Origin of the sequence: Enterococcus sp. C57 (assembly GCF_040887305.1) — a bacterium.
GTDB classification, from domain to species: domain Bacteria; phylum Bacillota; class Bacilli; order Lactobacillales; family Enterococcaceae; genus Enterococcus_B; species Enterococcus_B hirae.
In genome coordinates this window covers 23,784-40,546 of the sequence record NZ_JBFOFP010000008.1, presented here as the reverse complement: position 1 = coordinate 40,546, position 16,763 = coordinate 23,784, and the positions used below count along the sequence as shown (strand labels likewise).

Annotated in this window: 17 protein-coding genes; all 17 read left to right on the top strand. The window is 38.6% G+C overall.

What is annotated here, in order from left to right; all coding sequences use genetic code 11:
* Positions 1-118 precede the first annotated feature (118 nt).
* The 17 genes from AB5M32_RS10350 to mreD all read left to right on the top strand — a co-directional run bounded on the left by AB5M32_RS10350 (position 119) and on the right by mreD (position 16,553).
* Complete coding sequence (locus tag AB5M32_RS10350) at positions 119-1,834, top strand: patatin-like phospholipase family protein (protein WP_178287054.1); 1,716 nt, start codon at positions 119-121, stop codon at positions 1,832-1,834.
* Positions 1,804-2,022, top strand: coding sequence for a YdbC family protein (locus tag AB5M32_RS10345; protein WP_010720605.1), 219 nt, complete (start codon positions 1,804-1,806; stop codon positions 2,020-2,022). The genes AB5M32_RS10350 and AB5M32_RS10345 overlap by 31 nt, the downstream gene beginning before the upstream one ends.
* A gap of 18 nt (positions 2,023-2,040) precedes the next feature.
* The gene (locus AB5M32_RS10340) at positions 2,041-2,931 is read left to right on the top strand and encodes a YicC/YloC family endoribonuclease (RefSeq protein WP_178287056.1); all 891 of its coding nucleotides are present in this window, start codon (positions 2,041-2,043) and stop codon (positions 2,929-2,931) included.
* A 16-nt stretch (positions 2,932-2,947) separates the two neighbouring features.
* The gene (locus AB5M32_RS10335) at positions 2,948-3,232 is read left to right on the top strand and encodes a hypothetical protein (protein ID WP_010720603.1); all 285 of its coding nucleotides are present in this window, start codon (positions 2,948-2,950) and stop codon (positions 3,230-3,232) included.
* A 303-nt stretch (positions 3,233-3,535) separates the two neighbouring features.
* Entirely contained in the window at positions 3,536-4,150 is a 615-nt protein-coding gene (gene gmk, locus AB5M32_RS10330) for a guanylate kinase (protein WP_010720602.1), read from the top strand.
* Between the two features lie 4 nt (positions 4,151-4,154).
* Entirely contained in the window at positions 4,155-4,460 is a 306-nt protein-coding gene (gene rpoZ, locus AB5M32_RS10325) for a DNA-directed RNA polymerase subunit omega (RefSeq protein WP_010720601.1), read from the top strand.
* A 245-nt stretch (positions 4,461-4,705) separates the two neighbouring features.
* Complete coding sequence (gene priA, locus AB5M32_RS10320) at positions 4,706-7,114, top strand: primosomal protein N' (protein WP_368024456.1); 2,409 nt, start codon at positions 4,706-4,708, stop codon at positions 7,112-7,114.
* Positions 7,115-7,127: 13 nt separating this feature from the next.
* A complete protein-coding gene (def, locus tag AB5M32_RS10315; protein ID WP_010720599.1) occupies positions 7,128-7,619 on the top strand; it encodes a peptide deformylase in 492 nt (163 codons plus the stop codon).
* Positions 7,612-8,553, top strand: a complete 942-nt coding sequence (fmt, locus tag AB5M32_RS10310; RefSeq protein ID WP_010737278.1) for a methionyl-tRNA formyltransferase — start codon at positions 7,612-7,614, stop codon at positions 8,551-8,553. Before def ends, fmt begins: the two co-directional genes overlap by 8 nt.
* A complete protein-coding gene (gene rsmB / locus AB5M32_RS10305; protein WP_178287060.1) occupies positions 8,553-9,911 on the top strand; it encodes a 16S rRNA (cytosine(967)-C(5))-methyltransferase RsmB in 1,359 nt (452 codons plus the stop codon). Before fmt ends, rsmB begins: the two co-directional genes overlap by 1 nt.
* 12 nt (positions 9,912-9,923) lie before the next feature.
* Entirely contained in the window at positions 9,924-10,664 is a 741-nt protein-coding gene (locus AB5M32_RS10300) for a Stp1/IreP family PP2C-type Ser/Thr phosphatase (protein ID WP_010720596.1), read from the top strand.
* The gene (pknB, locus tag AB5M32_RS10295; protein WP_178287062.1) at positions 10,661-12,703 is read left to right on the top strand and encodes a Stk1 family PASTA domain-containing Ser/Thr kinase; all 2,043 of its coding nucleotides are present in this window, start codon (positions 10,661-10,663) and stop codon (positions 12,701-12,703) included. The genes AB5M32_RS10300 and pknB overlap by 4 nt, the downstream gene beginning before the upstream one ends.
* Before the next feature lie 128 nt (positions 12,704-12,831).
* Positions 12,832-13,731, top strand: coding sequence for a ribosome small subunit-dependent GTPase A (rsgA, locus tag AB5M32_RS10290; RefSeq protein ID WP_088745191.1), 900 nt, complete (start codon positions 12,832-12,834; stop codon positions 13,729-13,731).
* A gap of 12 nt (positions 13,732-13,743) precedes the next feature.
* On the top strand, positions 13,744-14,394 hold the full coding sequence (rpe, locus tag AB5M32_RS10285) for a ribulose-phosphate 3-epimerase (protein ID WP_136770961.1): 651 nt from the start codon (positions 13,744-13,746) through the stop codon (positions 14,392-14,394).
* The gene (locus tag AB5M32_RS10280; protein ID WP_010720592.1) at positions 14,395-15,030 is read left to right on the top strand and encodes a thiamine diphosphokinase; all 636 of its coding nucleotides are present in this window, start codon (positions 14,395-14,397) and stop codon (positions 15,028-15,030) included.
* Positions 15,031-15,185: 155 nt separating this feature from the next.
* A complete protein-coding gene (gene mreC / locus AB5M32_RS10275) occupies positions 15,186-16,040 on the top strand; it encodes a rod shape-determining protein MreC (protein ID WP_010720591.1) in 855 nt (284 codons plus the stop codon).
* Between the two features lie 3 nt (positions 16,041-16,043).
* A complete protein-coding gene (gene mreD / locus AB5M32_RS10270) occupies positions 16,044-16,553 on the top strand; it encodes a rod shape-determining protein MreD (protein WP_010737284.1) in 510 nt (169 codons plus the stop codon).
* Positions 16,554-16,763 lie beyond the last annotated feature (210 nt).

The following is a 16,763-nucleotide window of genomic DNA, read 5'->3' as shown; positions in this document are numbered from 1 at the left end:
TGGAATGGATTTTGTTATAGCTTTTACAAGAACAATGTATTCATTTTAGTATTTCTCAAAAAAATAGTATACTTTAAAAGAATATATTTGTCTTGTTATAATAAAAAAGGAGAAGATTATGCTGATTCAACAAGTGTACGGTTCAGAAAAAACAGTCCTCTACTCTACACTTCAACGAGCCAAACAATTGCTACCCTTTTATGCTACCCATCAGGAAAGCCGTGATGCCTTTTGGTTGGCAACAAAGAAAAGGCAAGCTTGGCGGATGATCGGTAACAAACATACCCTTTATTTTATTGCCGAACGAACCAGTGAACAATGGCTGATTAAAAATGTACTAGTGGTGGGTGACATGCCTAGTTGGACGCTTTTTTTTAAAGAGATAGAGTGGTGTTCCCGTTTTTATTTCAAAAAATATTGTTCTTTTCAATGGATTGAACCACTGTCGACATATTGGCAGACACTCCTATCTCATCATGGTTATACGCAAGACAATCAGTTGGCTCAGACAATCTGGCAAAAAAAACTGACCTATCATATTGGTTTAGTATTAGGTGGCGGTGGCGCTCATGGTGCCTATCAAATCGGTGTTTGGCAAACGTTAAAAGAACATCAGATTCATTTTGAAGTAATTACGGGAACTTCAGTTGGTGCGTTAAACGGTGTATTGATCTTGCAAGATGATTTATCGCAAGCTCTTTCTTTATGGCAATCCCTCGCAACGAATCAAGTATTACAGCTACCAGAAACTGCATTATCAGAAGATCTACGGAAAAGGTTTATCCAAGAAACACGGCAAATGACGAGAGCAGCAATTATCAAGGGGGGAGCCTCAATCACCCCTTTGGAAAAGTTACTCAAAAGTAAATTAGATGCTGAGAAGATTTTAAAAATGAAAAGTCCTCGTTTATTTACCGTTTCGACTCGACTTCCTGATTTTAAAGAAGTGGTGACACCGATCCAGCAATTGGCAAGCAATGAAATTGCTGATTGGATCCTAGCTTCGGCCTCGTTTTATCCCGCTATGAGTTATCGAAACATTGCTGGACAAAAATATATTGATGGTGGTTATCGAAATAATTTGCCTGTGGATGTAGCAATTAAAGAAGGGGCAACGGAGTGCTTAATAGTAGATGTGGATGGTCCCGGAGTGACTAAGAAGATTACGATACCAGAAGAGACTGTTCCATGGCTCTGCCGCTCTAATTGGTCATTGGGAACCTTCTTGATTTTTGATCGGCAGAGAAACCAATTCAATCTCCAATTAGGCTATCTGGAAATGAAAAAAAAGTTAGGTGATTTTGAGGGGAATTGGTATACGTTCTATTCAACGAAACTTGCAGAACAATATTGGCGTAAATTTTTAAGCTATCTAGTGAATGATCTTCAGCTAGAAACAACTTTTGTTCAACAACCAAAATTTTGGCAAACTCTGCGTAATATATATAAAGACAGGGTAGTAATTGAAACATGCGGGGTGGCGATGCTTGAACTATTAGCCAAAAAAAAGCTCGTTTTACCGAATAAAGTTTGTGATGTAGATGAATTGATCGAACAGATCATTCAAAAAGAATCAAGTTCATTTTTCGATCAAATGATTCGAGAGGTCGGACAATTAAATAGTAATGAGTGGCGCAGAGTTCAAAAATACCAAAAAAAGCAAAAGAGTGAACAGGAACAAATCAATGAAATTGCTCATTTAGTTAAACAAAAAAAGAACGAGCAACTTCAATCTAAGCTTCATACGCAGTTATTTGACACCCTATTGAATTTATATTTACTTTATCTAAAGGAGGAACAACCATGGCACAAGAATTTTCCTACGAAATCATAGAAGAGATCGCTGTTTTATCCGAAAATAATAAAGGATGGCGAAAAGAACTGAACCTAGTCAGCTGGAATGGCCGCCCACCTAAATTCGATCTTCGTGACTGGGCGCCCGAACATGAGAAAATGGGTAAAGGGCTTACTCTAACCAATGAAGAATTTGAGGCATTACAAAAAGCTATCGAAAATATGTAACAGAAAGGACCCTGTTGAATGAAAAGTATGACTGGTTTTGGTAAAGCCACCCGTGAAACCGCAGAGTATCAAATAGAAGTTGAGATCAAAAGTGTCAATCAACGCTTTTTAGATATGCAAATACGTAGTCCTAAATTGTTAAATTATCTCGAAAATGATATTCGCCAATTGATGAAACAACATTTAAGTCGAGGTCGAGTCGAAGTTTTTATCAACCTGACGTATTTGGGACAAAATCAAAAACAAGTTTTTGTTGATTGGAATTTGATTGACGAGCTGATGACGAACTTAACTGAAGGAATAGCCCAACGTTATGGAGAGAAACAGCAATTACAGATTGGACGTCTATTAGAAACTTTGACAACGAATGAATCTTTTGTCGTGATTGAAGAAAAAAATGAAAACAATATGGATGAACTGACAGCTTTGGTTTTAGAAACGGTCCATGAAGCACTAGCTGAAATTGAAAAAAGTCGCCAAAAAGAAGGGACAGCCTTAGAGGCGATCATTCAGAAAAACAGTGATGAACTGAAACAAGTATTAAATGACTTACAACAATTTGTTGAGTTATACGAACAAGAGTATCAGGAAAAATATCAAAAGAAACTAGAAGATTACTTGGGAGCAACGGTCGATCAACAAAGATTGCTGACTGAACTCGCTATTTTATTAGAGCGAGGAGATATTCATGAAGAATTGGATCGCTTAGTGATCCATATCGGCAAATTGGATGAATTACTTCAAGTAAAACAGCCAGTTGGCAGAGAACTCGACTTTTTGATCCAAGAAATGAATCGAGAAATCAATACGATTGGTTCAAAATCAAGTGCGATTGAAATCAAAAACCAAGTGATCCAGTTAAAAACGATTTTAGAAAAAATCCGAGAACAGATCCAAAATATTGAATAGCAAGGAGACGAAAAAAATGAACTATTATGATATCACGTTTCATGAATTAAGTGGGAAAACGGTCATCAAAAGAAATGTTCCTTCTGAAAAAGCAGGATTTGAAGCTTGGCAAGATGCCTGTGCGCAAGTGACGGAGAAAGAAATCCAATTGTTAGTTAACGATGGGACTTATGTGACGATGAATCGTCAATTTATTGTGAGAATCGATGCAGAAGAAGTGAAAGACCCAACTGAAAAAGCACTCTCTCGAAAAGATGAGATCATGGGTGTTGTCAATACCTTGTCAAACATGGGTTTTTAAAAACGACGGTAATCGGCATGTTAGTGAGAAGAGCTGCAACCATATGTTGCGCTTCTCACTATTTTTTTGAAAAAGAATGCTGCTCAGTTAGAACCTGTAAGGTGAGAGGGACCTTTTTTTGAACTTTTGAATGAAGGATGAACTTGATAGTTAATCACTATCATCAAAAGCCCGAGTGAAAAGCAAAGGTTTTGCCAGTCAAAGGCGCTTTTTTTTGCTATAATCAAAGATGCCCTTGAAAGTTGTCGAAAAAAAGTGCAAAATAAACGTTAGTATAAAAAGACTAGTTGAAAGGACGTCGTCATGTCAGAGCGTGGATTATTAATCGTGTTGTCTGGACCATCAGGTGTAGGAAAAGGCACAGTGCGAAAAGCAATTTTTGAGAGTGAGGATAATGATTTCCAATATTCGATTTCAATGACTACTCGTAAGATGCGTGAAGGAGAAGTCGAAGGAGTCGATTACTACTTTAGAAGCAAAGAAGAATTCGAAGCAATGATCGAAGCCGGAGAAATGCTGGAATATGCTGAATATGTAGGGAATTATTATGGAACACCTTTGTCTTATGTCAATAAAACATTGGACGAAGGAAAAGATGTATTTTTAGAAATCGAAGTCCAAGGTGCTCAACAAGTCAAAGAAAAAGTACCAGATGGCGTATTTATCTTCCTAACTCCTCCCGATTTAGCCGAATTAAAATCAAGAATCGTTGGCCGTGGGACAGATGCAGATGAAGTAATCGAAGAACGAATGAAAGTTGCCAAAGAAGAAATTGAAATGATGGCACTATATGATTATGCCGTAGTCAATGACCAGGTACCCCTGGCGGTAGAACGAATCAAAAATATCATTGCCAGTGAACACTTTCGTGTCGACCGTGTGATCGGCAAATATATCAAAATGTTAAAGGAGATGTAGTCTTATGATGTTGAAACCTTCAATCGACTCATTGTTAGATCGCGTAAATTCAAAATATTCTCTAGTTATCTTAGCAAGCAAACGTGCACACGAGCTAGATGCAAAAGCACAACCTACGATGGATTCATTTGAATCAGTAAAAAGTGTTGGACAGGCATTAGAAGAAATCGAAGCAGGAAATGTGATCAATGATCCTCATCCTGAATTAAAACGGGAACGCTTGAGAATGGAAGATGAAGAGCGTAAAGCCAAAAAAGATCGTGAACAACAAGAGTTAGAGTCACGTATCCGTGAAGAGCAAAACCAATAAAAAGTGCTAGATTCTTTGGATAAGCCGAAATTTCCGAAATTTGTATTCTCAAATTTTTGTGGAATTTCGGCTTCTTTTTAGGATCACGTTTTAGCATATAAGAATGACTTTTCTGCGGAATGCTGCTGCGCCGTTAATTTTTTGTAAGGATTCATCAGAAAATAAGACAAACCAAGCAATCTCTAGTAAAATAGGCAAGAACGATTTTGTCTATTTGATAGAGTAACTAAAGGAGGAAGGAAACCATGCCAATCACAGCTGATGTTATCGTCGATGTACCCACTATGCAAACCGATCAGCCTTTCACCTATCTGGTTCCTTCTGAAGTAGAAACGGCGATTCAAGTCGGGATGCGAGTAGAAGTTCCTTTTGGTAACGGCAACCGTCATGTTCAAGGGTTCGTTGTAGGTTTGCGAGTACAAGATAGCATCGAACAAAAAAATTTAAAAGCGATTGTCCAAGTATTAGATTTAGCACCTGTGGTTAATCAAGAACTACTTCAATTGGCTGATTATATGAAGACGATCACTTATGCGTTTAAGATCACTTGCTTACAAACGATGCTTCCTGCTGTCATGAAAGCATCCTATGACAAACAAATCTATCCTGTAAGTGAAGCGGCGGACGTCCAGGCATTCTTTAAAGGACGAACAGAAATCTCCTGGAAAGAAGCGCAAGAAGAGGGCATTTTATCCAAATTGATCCGTTGGCGTCAGGACAAGTTAGTAGATATCAGATATGAAGTACACACTAAGAACAAAGTCAAAACGATTCGTTTGATCCGCTCAAATTTGAATAGTGTCCAGCTTGAGGAAGAGTGGGGAAAGTTAAGAGCGAATGCGAAGAAACAAAAAGAACTTCTGCTTTGCTTATCTGAGCAAAAAAAGGCTGAACCAATTAGCTATTACAAAGAAAAAGGTATCAGCACGGCAACTTTGAATCAAGGAAAAGACAAAGGCTGGTTAACTTTTGAAGAAGTAGAAAGTTATCGTGATCCTTATAAAAATCGCACGTTTGAACAAACACAAGCATTCCAGCTAAATAAAGAACAACAACATGCAGTAGAACGTATCGTTGAAGCAGGGCAACAAGAGAAGAGTCACACTTTTTTATTAGAAGGAATTACTGGAAGTGGAAAAACAGAAGTTTATCTACAGGCCATTGCTGAGGTATTAGCTCAAAATAAAACAGCGATTATGCTTGTTCCTGAAATTGCTTTGACACCACAAATGGTAGAGCGTTTTAAAGGGCGTTTTGGAGAGGCGGTAGCTGTCTTACATAGCGGGCTATCTCAGGGAGAAAAATACGATGAGTGGCGTAAAATCGAAAGAAATGAAGCCCAGGTTGTTGTTGGCGCCCGCTCGGCAATTTTTGCCCCTTTAGAAAATATCGGATTGATCATCATTGATGAAGAACATGAATCAAGCTATAAACAAGATGAAACGCCACGTTATCATGCCAGAGATCTAGCGATTTGGCGTGGAAATTATCATCATTGTCCAGTAGTACTAGGAAGTGCGACACCATCTCTTGAATCACGTGCTCGAGCACAAAAAGGGCTGTATGAATTACTCCATTTGAGTCAAAGAGCCAACTTGTCTGCTCAACTTCCAACAATTGAAGTTGTTGACATGCGACAAGAATTGCAACAACATAATACGTCCACATTTTCCAAACAGTTACAAGCAAAAATCCAAGACCGTTTGGCGAAAAAAGAACAGATTGTGCTGTTACTAAATCGGCGAGGATATTCTTCCTTTGTGATGTGTCGGGATTGTGGTTTTGTTTTACCTTGTCCCAATTGTGATATTTCTCTGACCCTTCATATGGACACCCACTCCATGCGTTGTCATTACTGTGGACATGAAGAACCAATCCCACACCGTTGTCCTAACTGTGGAGGGAATAAAATTCGTTACTATGGAACAGGGACCCAAAAAGTCGAAGAAGAATTAAAGACCCTTTTCCCAGAAGCTGGTGTTTTACGTATGGATGTTGATACGACCAGAAAGAAAGGTGCGCATGAACGTATCTTGCAACAATTCGGTCAAAAAAAGGCGAATATCTTACTGGGGACGCAAATGATTGCCAAAGGGTTGGATTTTCCTGATGTGACATTGGTCGGCGTTTTGAATGCTGATACTTCCCTTAACTTGCCTGATTTTCGTTCAAGCGAGCATACGTTCCAATTGCTTACGCAAGTTTCGGGAAGGGCAGGCCGAGCCGAAAAAGCAGGCGAAGTGATTATCCAAACCTTTAATCCGCAACATTATGCAATTGAATTAGCAAAAGAACAAAATTATGAGCGATTCTATCAACAAGAAATGGCCGTCCGACATCGTAGTGGATACCCACCTTATTATTTTACTGTCAAAATCACGACCAGCCATGAGGAAGAACAAGTTGCTGCTAAGAAGATTTTTGAGGTTGCGAATCAGTTACGGCAAGTGTTAGGAAATCAAAGCTTGTTATTAGGACCGACCCCTAGTACAGTGAATCGGGTAAAAAATCGGTACTATTACCAGTTGATCATTAAATATAAACATGAGCCTAATTTAGCGAATATCTTAAAAAATATTTTAGACCAGAGCCAAAAAGAACAACGACAAGGATTATTTGTCGCGATTGATAATGAACCATTACACTTTATTTAAGAAGGGAATTTACATGCGCTATCCTATATTGATCCACCCCAATGATAAATTGAAACGTGTCGCACAACCAATCGATGTGATCACAGATGAAACAATTACTTTACTAGATAACCTATATGAAACGATGGTTGCTAACGACGGTATTGGCATTGCCGCTCCACAAGTTGGTCAAAACAAGCGAGTTGCAATCGTAGAAGTAGATGAAGGTGAAAAGTTTGAATTAATCAATCCAGAAATTATTGATGCAAAGGGAGAAAGCATTGATGTAGAAGGTTGCTTAAGTATCCCTCATGTTTATGGGACCGTCAAACGGTTTGACGAAGTAACGGTTCGCTATTATGATCGTGAAGGTGAAGAAATCGAAGTAGTAGCCTTTGGTTACTTAGCTCGTGCCTTTCAGCATGAGATCGACCATTTAGACGGTATATTATTCGTTGAAAAAATGATTGAGCAAATTCCAGAAGCCGAATTAGAAGAGTATATGGAGGAACATCTTGATGACTAAATTAGTATTTATGGGAACGCCAGCTTTTTCAGTACCGATCCTTGAAGGCTTGTTAGAAGAAGGGTATGAAGTAGTCGCAGTCGTGACACAACCTGATCGCCCTGTGGGACGTAAAAAAATCATCACCCCTACCCCAGTAAAAGAAGCAGCCGTGAAACACGGTTTATTGGTTTTACAACCTGAAAAAATCTCTGGTTCAGAAGAAATGGAAAAAATCATTGCCCTACAACCAGATGTGATTATCACAGCTGCATTTGGTCAATTTTTACCAGAAAAATTATTACAGGCACCTGTTCACGGAGCTATAAATGTACATGCATCTTTATTGCCAAAATATCGAGGAGGGGCGCCAGTTCATTACTCGATTATCAACGGGGAAAAAGAAACCGGTGTAACGATCATGGAAATGATCAAAAAGATGGATGCAGGGGGCATTTATGCTCAAGAAAGTTTACCAATCACTAAACAAGACGATGTGGGAACCATGTTTGAAAAGTTAAGTGCATTAGGGAAACAACTATTACTTAAAACATTACCTGATATTTTGAATGGAAATTTGAGTCCACGTCCACAAGATGAATCAAAGGTAACTTTTTCGCCAAATATCACACGGGAGCAAGAAGCAATTGATTGGAACAAGACAGCAGAAGAGATCGACAACCAAGTCCGTGGGATGCGACCATGGCCGATTGCATTTACGACATACGAACAAACCCGTTGGAAACTTTTAAATGTAGAAGCGTTAGCTGAGAAAACTACGGCTGAGCCAGGGACCATCATCAAAAAAGATAAGAAAAATCTGTGGATTGCTTGTGGTAAACAAACGGTGTTGGCAATCAAAGAACTACAGCCAGCAGGTAAAGGAAAACAAGCGATCAATGAGTTTTTGAATGGTAGTGGACAACAGGTAATGATTGGGCAGCAGGTGAAATAATGGCAAAAATACCAAAAAAAATGAAAAAATCTGTTCGTTATATGGCACTGATCACCCTTGAAAGAGTAAACAAGGGCGGTGCTTATTCTAATTTATTATTGAACGAAATGATCAATCAAGGGGATTTAAATCAAAAAGATGTTGGCTTGTTTACTGAATTGGTCTATGGAACGATCAGTCGTCAACTTTTACTGGAATTTTATGTCGCTCCATTGATAGCAAAAGCAAAAAAAGTGGATGATTGGGTTAAAACATTACTTTATTTGTCAGTTTATCAGTTGGAATTTCTAGATAAAGTTCCAGCTCATGCGATTTTAAATGAAGCGGTCGAAATTGCTAAGATCAAGGGAAATCCTGGTACTGGGAAATTTGTAAATGGTGTTTTAAGAAATTATCAACGACAAGGTAAACCAGATGTTGAACAAATCAGTGATCCGATTGAACGCTTATCCGTAAAAATCAGTTTACCGATCTGGTTAACCAAGCGATTGACTGATCAAATCGGTTATGAAGAAACGGAAAAATTAGGACTTTCCCTCTACCAGCCAAGTCACGTCAGTGGTCGAGTAGATATCAGAAAATACTCTAGAGAACAAGCAATCGAGACACTCCAAGCAGAAGAAATTTCAGCGACAGCAAGTAAACTTAGTCCTTATGGGGTAATTGCTGAAAAAGGACATTTAGCATCTAGTTCCTTATTCCATGACGGGGTCATGACGATCCAAGATGAAAGTTCGATGCTGGTCGCACCCGCTATGCAAATCGAGCCAGAACATCATGTTTTAGATGCTTGTGCGGCACCAGGAGGAAAAACAACGCATATTGCCACGTTTTTAGATCCAACATGTGGTGGCGAAGTTACAGCACTGGATGTTCATGAACATAAAGTAAAACTCATCGAAGAAAATGCGGAACGCTTAGGTGTTTTTACAACTGTTTATGCACAAAAAATGGATGCACGTGAAGTGAAAGAGGAATTTTCAGCTGAAACATTTGATCGTATCTTAGTTGATGCCCCTTGCTCAGGATTAGGACTATTGAGAAGAAAACCGGATATTCGTTATAAAAAAAATGCCAGCGAGTTAGCTAATTTACCAGCGATCCAATTGGCGATTTTGGAAAGTTGTGCATCTGTGTTAAAATCTTCTGGAATATTAACTTATAGTACTTGTACGATTCTTAAAGAGGAAAACCAAGAAGTCATTGAAACATTTTTACAGCGACATACTGATTTTGAAAGGATTGATGTTTTAGTTGATCCTGTGCTACAATCATCAATCGAAGATAAAATGTTGACTTTATACCCACATCAGTTCTATACAGATGGGTTTTTCATTTGTTGTTTGCGTAAAAAGTAATGAGGTGAAAGAATGCAGATTGAATATCAATCAGATGTAGGAAGACGACGTAATACAAATCAAGACTATGCGAGTGTTTTTACGAATCAAGCTGGAATTAAACTAGCAGTATTGGCAGATGGAATGGGCGGTCATCGTGCAGGTGATATCGCGAGCCAGATGGCAGTGACAAACTTAGGAACTGCTTGGGAAAATCTAAGTTTAAGTGATGACGAAAAAGTAGCGCAATGGTTCATCCAAACGATCCAAGAAGAAAATACTCGTATTTATCAACGTGGCCAAGAGCAACCAGAATACAATGGGATGGGAACGACGATCGTAGCAGCAGCTTTATCAGAAGATCAGTTTACTATTGCTCATGTGGGGGATAGCCGTGCCTACTTGATCCGTGAAGATAAAATCATTCAACTGACAGAAGATCATTCTTTAGTGAATGAACTAGTAAAATCTGGAGAAATCAGTGAAGAAATGGCAGCGAACCACCCACGAAAAAATATTTTAACTCGTTCTGTAGGAATGCCAGGATCTGTAGAAGTCGATGTATCGACTTATATTTGGCAATTAAAAGATCGTTTGTTGTTGTGTTCGGATGGGTTAACGAACATGTTATCTGAAGAAACGATTGGAACGATTATCAATCAAGAAGGGGCTTTGTTCGACAAGGTAACAGAATTAATCGAACGTGCAAATGAAGCAGGCGGAGCAGATAATATTACCGTTCTTCTGATCGAATACAAGGAGGACGTAGCATGATTGAGTTAGGCAAAAAGTTGAATGGTCGTTATCAAATCACTGGAAATATTGGTAGTGGGGGCATGGCAAATGTTTTTCTAGCCCATGACCTTATTTTAGATCGTGATGTCGCAGTCAAAGTGTTACGATTCGATTTCCAAAATGATCAAACGGCAATTAGACGATTCCAACGAGAAGCACTAGCTGCGACTGAACTAGTTCATCCTAATATTGTTAGTGTGTATGATGTTGGAGAAGAAGACAACATGCAGTATCTCGTGATGGAATATGTAAAAGGAATGGACCTGAAACGCTATATTCAAACCCATTATCCTGTTCCTTATGATACAGCAGTCAATATTATGCAACAAATTTTATCAGCTATTTCTTTAGCACATACGCACCAAATCATTCATCGTGATTTGAAACCACAAAATGTCTTGATCGATAATGAGGGCGTGGTCAAAATCACTGATTTTGGTATAGCAATCGCATTATCTGAAACATCGATCACACAAACGAATACGATGTTAGGCTCTGTCCATTACTTATCTCCTGAACAAGCTAGAGGAAGTATGGCTACGAAACAATCAGATATCTATGCCTTAGGGATCATTCTTTACGAATTATTAACTGGCAGTGTTCCTTTTGATGGTGAGTCTGCAGTGACGATTGCCTTGAAGCATTTCCAAGATGAGTTACCTTCAATCAAGGATCTAGACCCAACAACGCCGCAAGCTTTAGAAAATGTGGTATTGAAAGCTACTGCAAAAGAACCGGCAGATCGATATAAAACAGCAGAAGAAATGTCAGAAGACTTAGCAACAGCGCTGTCTCCTGCTCGGGCAAATGAAGCCAAATGGGTGCCACAAGCAATGACCAAAGAAACTCAAGTGATCACACCATTAGAAGAAGATACACCAATGCCAGAGTCATTTAAATCCATGCCATTACCTAAAGAAAAATCAGAAGAAACTCCTGTGATGGCAGAAGAGACACTTCCTGATCCAAAGAGTAAAAAGCATAAAAAATGGTGGATTATTTTATTGGTTATCTTAGCCTTATTAGGAATCGGAACAGCCGTCTTTTTTGCTTCTGGAGGTCGTGGAGAAGTTGAAATTCCTGACGTTTCGGGATTATCAGAAGCGTCTGCCAGAGATACTTTAGCAAAAGCTAAATTAGAAGCAGCAACAAAAACCGAAGAGATCCCTGATGAACAAATCGAAGAAGGAGACGTTGTCAAAACGGACCCAGCAGCGGGAACTACAGTGAAACAAAACCGTGAAGTTACCCTTTACGTCAGCACAGGTAAGAAAAAAATCAAGTTAGATGATTATACTGGGATGAATTTTGACGAAGTAAGTAGCCGATTGAAGAAGCTTGGTTTTCCAGCTGATAGTATCGAGAAAAAAGACGAGTTCAGTGATGAAGTAGAAAATGGACGAATCATTTCCCAGTCGGATGAAGAAGGAACGGAAGTCGATCCAACGACAGATAAGATCACATTTGTTGTAAGCCAAGGCGCGCAACCAACGATGGGGGATTATACTGGTCAAAATTATGACACCGTTCGTGGGATATTGAGCTCAAATGGTTATAAAAGGATCAGTGAGACTTATGATTACAGCGATACGGTTCCAGCTGGTTCAATCATTAGCCAATTACCTAGTTACGGTGAACCATTGACTGAAAATAGCTATATCAGTTTTGTCGTTAGTCAAGGACCAAATGCGAAAACATTAAATGATATTTCAGGCTATACGAAAAGTGATGCACAAAGTTATTTATCAAGTATTGGCGCAGAATACATCGGACATGAGTCTTATGAATATTCTGATACCGTAGAAAAAGATAAAGTGATCCGAACAGCTCCTGGCGTGGGGGCATCGATCACTCCAGGAACGATCGTCAATGTCATTTATTCAAAAGGACCAGAACCAACCAAAGAATCAAAAGAATCAAAAGAATCATCAAGTTCAACCAAAGAATCGTCAAGTAGCAAAGAAAGTTCAAGTACTACTACGTCTAAAGAAGAAAGCACGTCGTCTTCATCCAAATAGTAATAACAATAAAAAATAGCAGAGCGTTTCTAAACGTGCTCTGCTATTTTTTATTGAGTTTCGCTAAGTTTCTTGTCAGGAACGCCACATGATTTTTCTTTCCTGTGGTAAAATAAGGAAAACTGGAGGTGGCATACATCAAAGGACAAATCAGAAAAGCAATTAGTGGGTTTTATTATGTACACGCAGACGGTGAGACCTATCAAACGAGAGGACGAGGAAACTTTCGTAATCGAAAAATCACTCCGTTAGTGGGTGACCAAGTACTATTTGAAAGCGAAAACAAGACGGACGGTTATTTGTTAGAAGTGATGCCTCGTAAAAATCAACTGGTGCGCCCACCGGTAGCAAATGTCGATTTAGGTGTCGTAGTTACAAGCTTGGTAGAACCAAATTTTTCTTATAATTTATTGGATCGCTTTCTAGTGACTTTAGAATATGAATCCATTGACCCTGTCATATTTTTGACAAAAACAGATCTCGCTTCGAACGAACAGCAAATCGATGAGATCAAGCAAACGTATGAAACGATCGGTTATCCAGTGATTGTTCCGAAATATCCTGGAGATACTGCAGAATTAATTCGTTACTTCCCAGAACGATTGACCGTTTTTATGGGCCAATCTGGTGCTGGAAAATCTACACTCTTAAACCAAATTTCGCCAGATCTAAACTTAGAAACGGGGGAAATCTCTGATTCTTTAGGACGTGGGAGACATACAACGAGACATGTGGAATTACTCCCATTGTATGATGGTTTAGTAGCAGATACACCAGGATTCAGCTCGATCGATTTTTTGACGATCGAAACGACTGAATTGCCAAAACAATTTCCTGAATTTGTCAGTGCATCGAACCATTGCCGTTTTAGAGAATGCATGCATGCTAAAGAGCCTGGGTGCGAGGTGAAACGCCAGGTCGAAACAGGTGAGATTGCCCAAACACGTTATGAGAACTATTTGCAATTTTTACAGGAAGTCGAAAATCGAAAACCAATCTATTCTAAAAAAGAAGGTAAACGAAAATAGGAGGAAGCATTGATGAAAATAGCACCATCTATCTTAAGCGCAGATTTTTCTAATTTACAAAGAGACATCGAACTAGTAGAAAAAGGAGGGGCAGATTACATCCATGTAGATGTAATGGATGGACAATTTGTTCCAAATATTACATTTGGTCCCAATATCGTACAAGCCATTCGACCAATTACTAAGTTACCACTAGACGTACATTTGATGATTGTTGACCCGGAAAAATATATTCCGGCGTTTGCGAAGGCTGGAGCAGATATCATCACGGTGCATGTGGAAGCCACTCCACACATTCATCGAGCATTGCAAATGATGAAAGATCTAGGCGTGAAATCAGGAGTCGTGATTAATCCAGGCACACCTATAATGATGATCAAACATGTTTTACCGATAGCAGATCAGGTCTTAGTGATGACTGTTAACCCAGGATTTGGCGGACAAAGTTTCATTGAAGAAACGGTAGAGAAAATTGCTGAATTATCAGAATTACGCGAGCAAAATAATTGGCATTATTCCATTGAAGTAGATGGCGGTATCGTTCCTGAAACCGCACAAATTTGTCAAAAAGCTGGAGCAGATGTTTTCGTTGCCGGTTCTTATATCTATAACTCAGAAGATCCAGTGGGTCAAATCAACCAGTTAAAAGAGGCATTGAAATAAATGCAGGTTTTATTAGTGGCAGGAGGTTCTCCTGAAAATTGGCCAGAACTACAAAACAGTTATGACTGTTATGTAGGCATTGATCGTGGTGCATGGTATCTTCTTCAAAACAATTTCCCCTTGGATTTAGCAATCGGTGACTTTGATTCGTTATCGGTAGATGAAAAAAAACAAGTTGAACAAGCAACGAATGAACTGATCCAAGCACCAGCAGAAAAAGATGATACAGATACGCAGTTGGGGTTGTGTCAAGCCATTGAACGATATCCGGAAGCAACAATCACGATCATTGGCGCAACTGGTGGTCGATTGGATCACCTGCTTGCTAACCTTTGGCTACCGTTAGAACCAAGATTTAAACCACATGCTCAAAAGATCATTATTTGGGATCGTCAAAATCATGTCACCTACTATTTACCTGGCAAACATGTGATTACCAAGATGGATAAAATGCGTTATTTGGCCTATTGTTGTTTGACGCCTGTAACAGAGCTGTCCATCCAAAAGAGCAAGTATGAACTGGAAACAACTGATGTGAGCCAAGCAACTTCTTATGCAAGCAATGAATTTGTTTCAGATACGGCTGATTTTTCCTTTTCAACTGGGATGGTCGCAGTGATTCAAAGTAAAGATTAAGTTTGCTCTAACCGAGTAAATACAACAGAAATAGTTAAAAATGACAAGTCAAATTATTTACTAAAAAAAAGCTTAAGAGAGGTGTCATACCTTTTGTTTCGCCTCAATTAGTGATAAAATTGACCATAAGAGTCTAATTAATTCGAGGTGTCTTTGTGAAGAAGTTCAATCCTAATAAAAATATTATTATTACCTTAATCATTGTTATCATTGTGGTGACAATCTTAAGTGTGACTGCCGCGCAACGAGCGAATGAAGGAAAACCTAATTTCTTCCAGTCTTTTGTCAATGACAGTGTTTCATTTGTTGACCGTGCAATCTCTGCGCCCGTAAGATGGGTCGAAAATGGAGTGGATTCAGTCCATAATCTTTTCACGACTTATTCTGAAAATGAGCGATTAAAAGAGAAAATCGATAGTTATGATGAATTAGCATTAAAAAATAAAAATGACCAAAAAGAAATCGAAGCATTAAAGAAAGAACTTAACTTAAATCAAACATTGACTAACTATGAAAAAGTAACGGCGAATGTGATTACACGCTCACCAGATACTTGGCAAGATATGTTGATCGTTGATAAAGGATCAAAAGATGGCATTGAAGTGAACATGGCGGTAATGGCACAAAAAGGATTAATTGGTCGAGTAGTTGAAGTCAATCGTACTTCTTCTAAGATCGAGCTGCTGACTTCGTCAAATGAAAGTTCGAATCATTTCCCAGTTCGGGTATCTTCTTCTAGTGGAGAAGCGTTTGGATTATTGAAAAACTATGACGAAAAACTGCAAGCGTTAGTCGTGACACAATTAACTGGAGATACGAATATCAAAGAAGGCGACGTCGTTCAAACTTCTGGCTTAGGTGGGAACTCACCGGCAGATCTGCCGATCGGAACAGTCATCAAGACCAAACCAGATAGTTATGGCTTGGATCGTGAAGTATATGTTAAGCCTTACGCTGGAATGTATGATCTGCCAGTTGTGACGATCGTGCAACGACTGGTGGAGGATTAACCTATGCTGAAAAAAGATACAATGAAATATTACTTGCCAGTTGTATTGTTCTTATTGATGTTGATCGATGGGCATTTGACTAGAATGTTTGTCGAGTGGTCAAATGGGCAATACATGGCTAGTGCCCATTTTCTCATTTTGGCTTTGCTGTTTTGCAGTATGAAATTTCCTAAAAGGTATTTATTGATTACAACGGTCGTCCTTGGAGCAATCTTTGATACCTACTATATCGGTGTAATCGGGATCTATGCGGTGGCATTACCACTGATGGTCTTTATTATGTATTCGATGAGTTCTTATATCCACTTTAATATCTTTACAGAATTTTTTAGTATGATTATTTTTGTTACGGGGTATGAGTTGTTCACTTTAGCTGTACAATTGATATTCAAATTAGTATCTGTAAATAACACTTACTTTATTACTAGATATCTTGGGCCAACTTTATTATTAACGATGATTCTATTCGCAGTTTTTGTTTTTCCATTCAAGAAATTATTCAGTGATGAATAATTTCTTTTTTTTGTACTGATTTCTGAAATAAATGTCATATTTTGTGAATAATCATTGAAACTTACATGTTTGTCATTTTAAGATTTTATTTTGAAATGTTTTTGTAACATAACTATTATATCGTTGACATACTGCTATGGTACAATTTTTATATCGTTAAGAAAGACTTAAATATATTTAGATATTTATTAAATTAAGCCAGTCGGAGGA

Excerpts from the sequence above, each read along its gene's own strand:
- AB5M32_RS10345 (WP_010720605.1), top strand. The coding sequence starts at position 1,804 with ATGGCACAAGAATTTTCCTACGAAATCATAGAAGAGATCGCTGTTTTA.
- pknB (WP_178287062.1), top strand. The coding sequence starts at position 10,661 with ATGATTGAGTTAGGCAAAAAGTTGAATGGTCGTTATCAAATCACTGGA.
- gmk (WP_010720602.1), top strand. The coding sequence starts at position 3,536 with ATGTCAGAGCGTGGATTATTAATCGTGTTGTCTGGACCATCAGGTGTA.
- AB5M32_RS10300 (WP_010720596.1), top strand. The coding sequence starts at position 9,924 with ATGCAGATTGAATATCAATCAGATGTAGGAAGACGACGTAATACAAAT.
- mreD (WP_010737284.1), top strand. The coding sequence starts at position 16,044 with ATGCTGAAAAAAGATACAATGAAATATTACTTGCCAGTTGTATTGTTC.
- priA (WP_368024456.1), top strand. The coding sequence starts at position 4,706 with ATGCCAATCACAGCTGATGTTATCGTCGATGTACCCACTATGCAAACC.
- AB5M32_RS10335 (WP_010720603.1), top strand. The coding sequence starts at position 2,948 with ATGAACTATTATGATATCACGTTTCATGAATTAAGTGGGAAAACGGTC.
- def (WP_010720599.1), top strand. The coding sequence starts at position 7,128 with ATGCGCTATCCTATATTGATCCACCCCAATGATAAATTGAAACGTGTC.
- rpe (WP_136770961.1), top strand. The coding sequence starts at position 13,744 with ATGAAAATAGCACCATCTATCTTAAGCGCAGATTTTTCTAATTTACAA.
- rpoZ (WP_010720601.1), top strand. The coding sequence starts at position 4,155 with ATGATGTTGAAACCTTCAATCGACTCATTGTTAGATCGCGTAAATTCA.
- AB5M32_RS10350 (WP_178287054.1), top strand. The coding sequence starts at position 119 with ATGCTGATTCAACAAGTGTACGGTTCAGAAAAAACAGTCCTCTACTCT.
- AB5M32_RS10280 (WP_010720592.1), top strand. The coding sequence starts at position 14,395 with ATGCAGGTTTTATTAGTGGCAGGAGGTTCTCCTGAAAATTGGCCAGAA.
- AB5M32_RS10340 (WP_178287056.1), top strand. The coding sequence starts at position 2,041 with ATGAAAAGTATGACTGGTTTTGGTAAAGCCACCCGTGAAACCGCAGAG.
- rsmB (WP_178287060.1), top strand. The coding sequence starts at position 8,553 with ATGGCAAAAATACCAAAAAAAATGAAAAAATCTGTTCGTTATATGGCA.
- fmt (WP_010737278.1), top strand. The coding sequence starts at position 7,612 with ATGACTAAATTAGTATTTATGGGAACGCCAGCTTTTTCAGTACCGATC.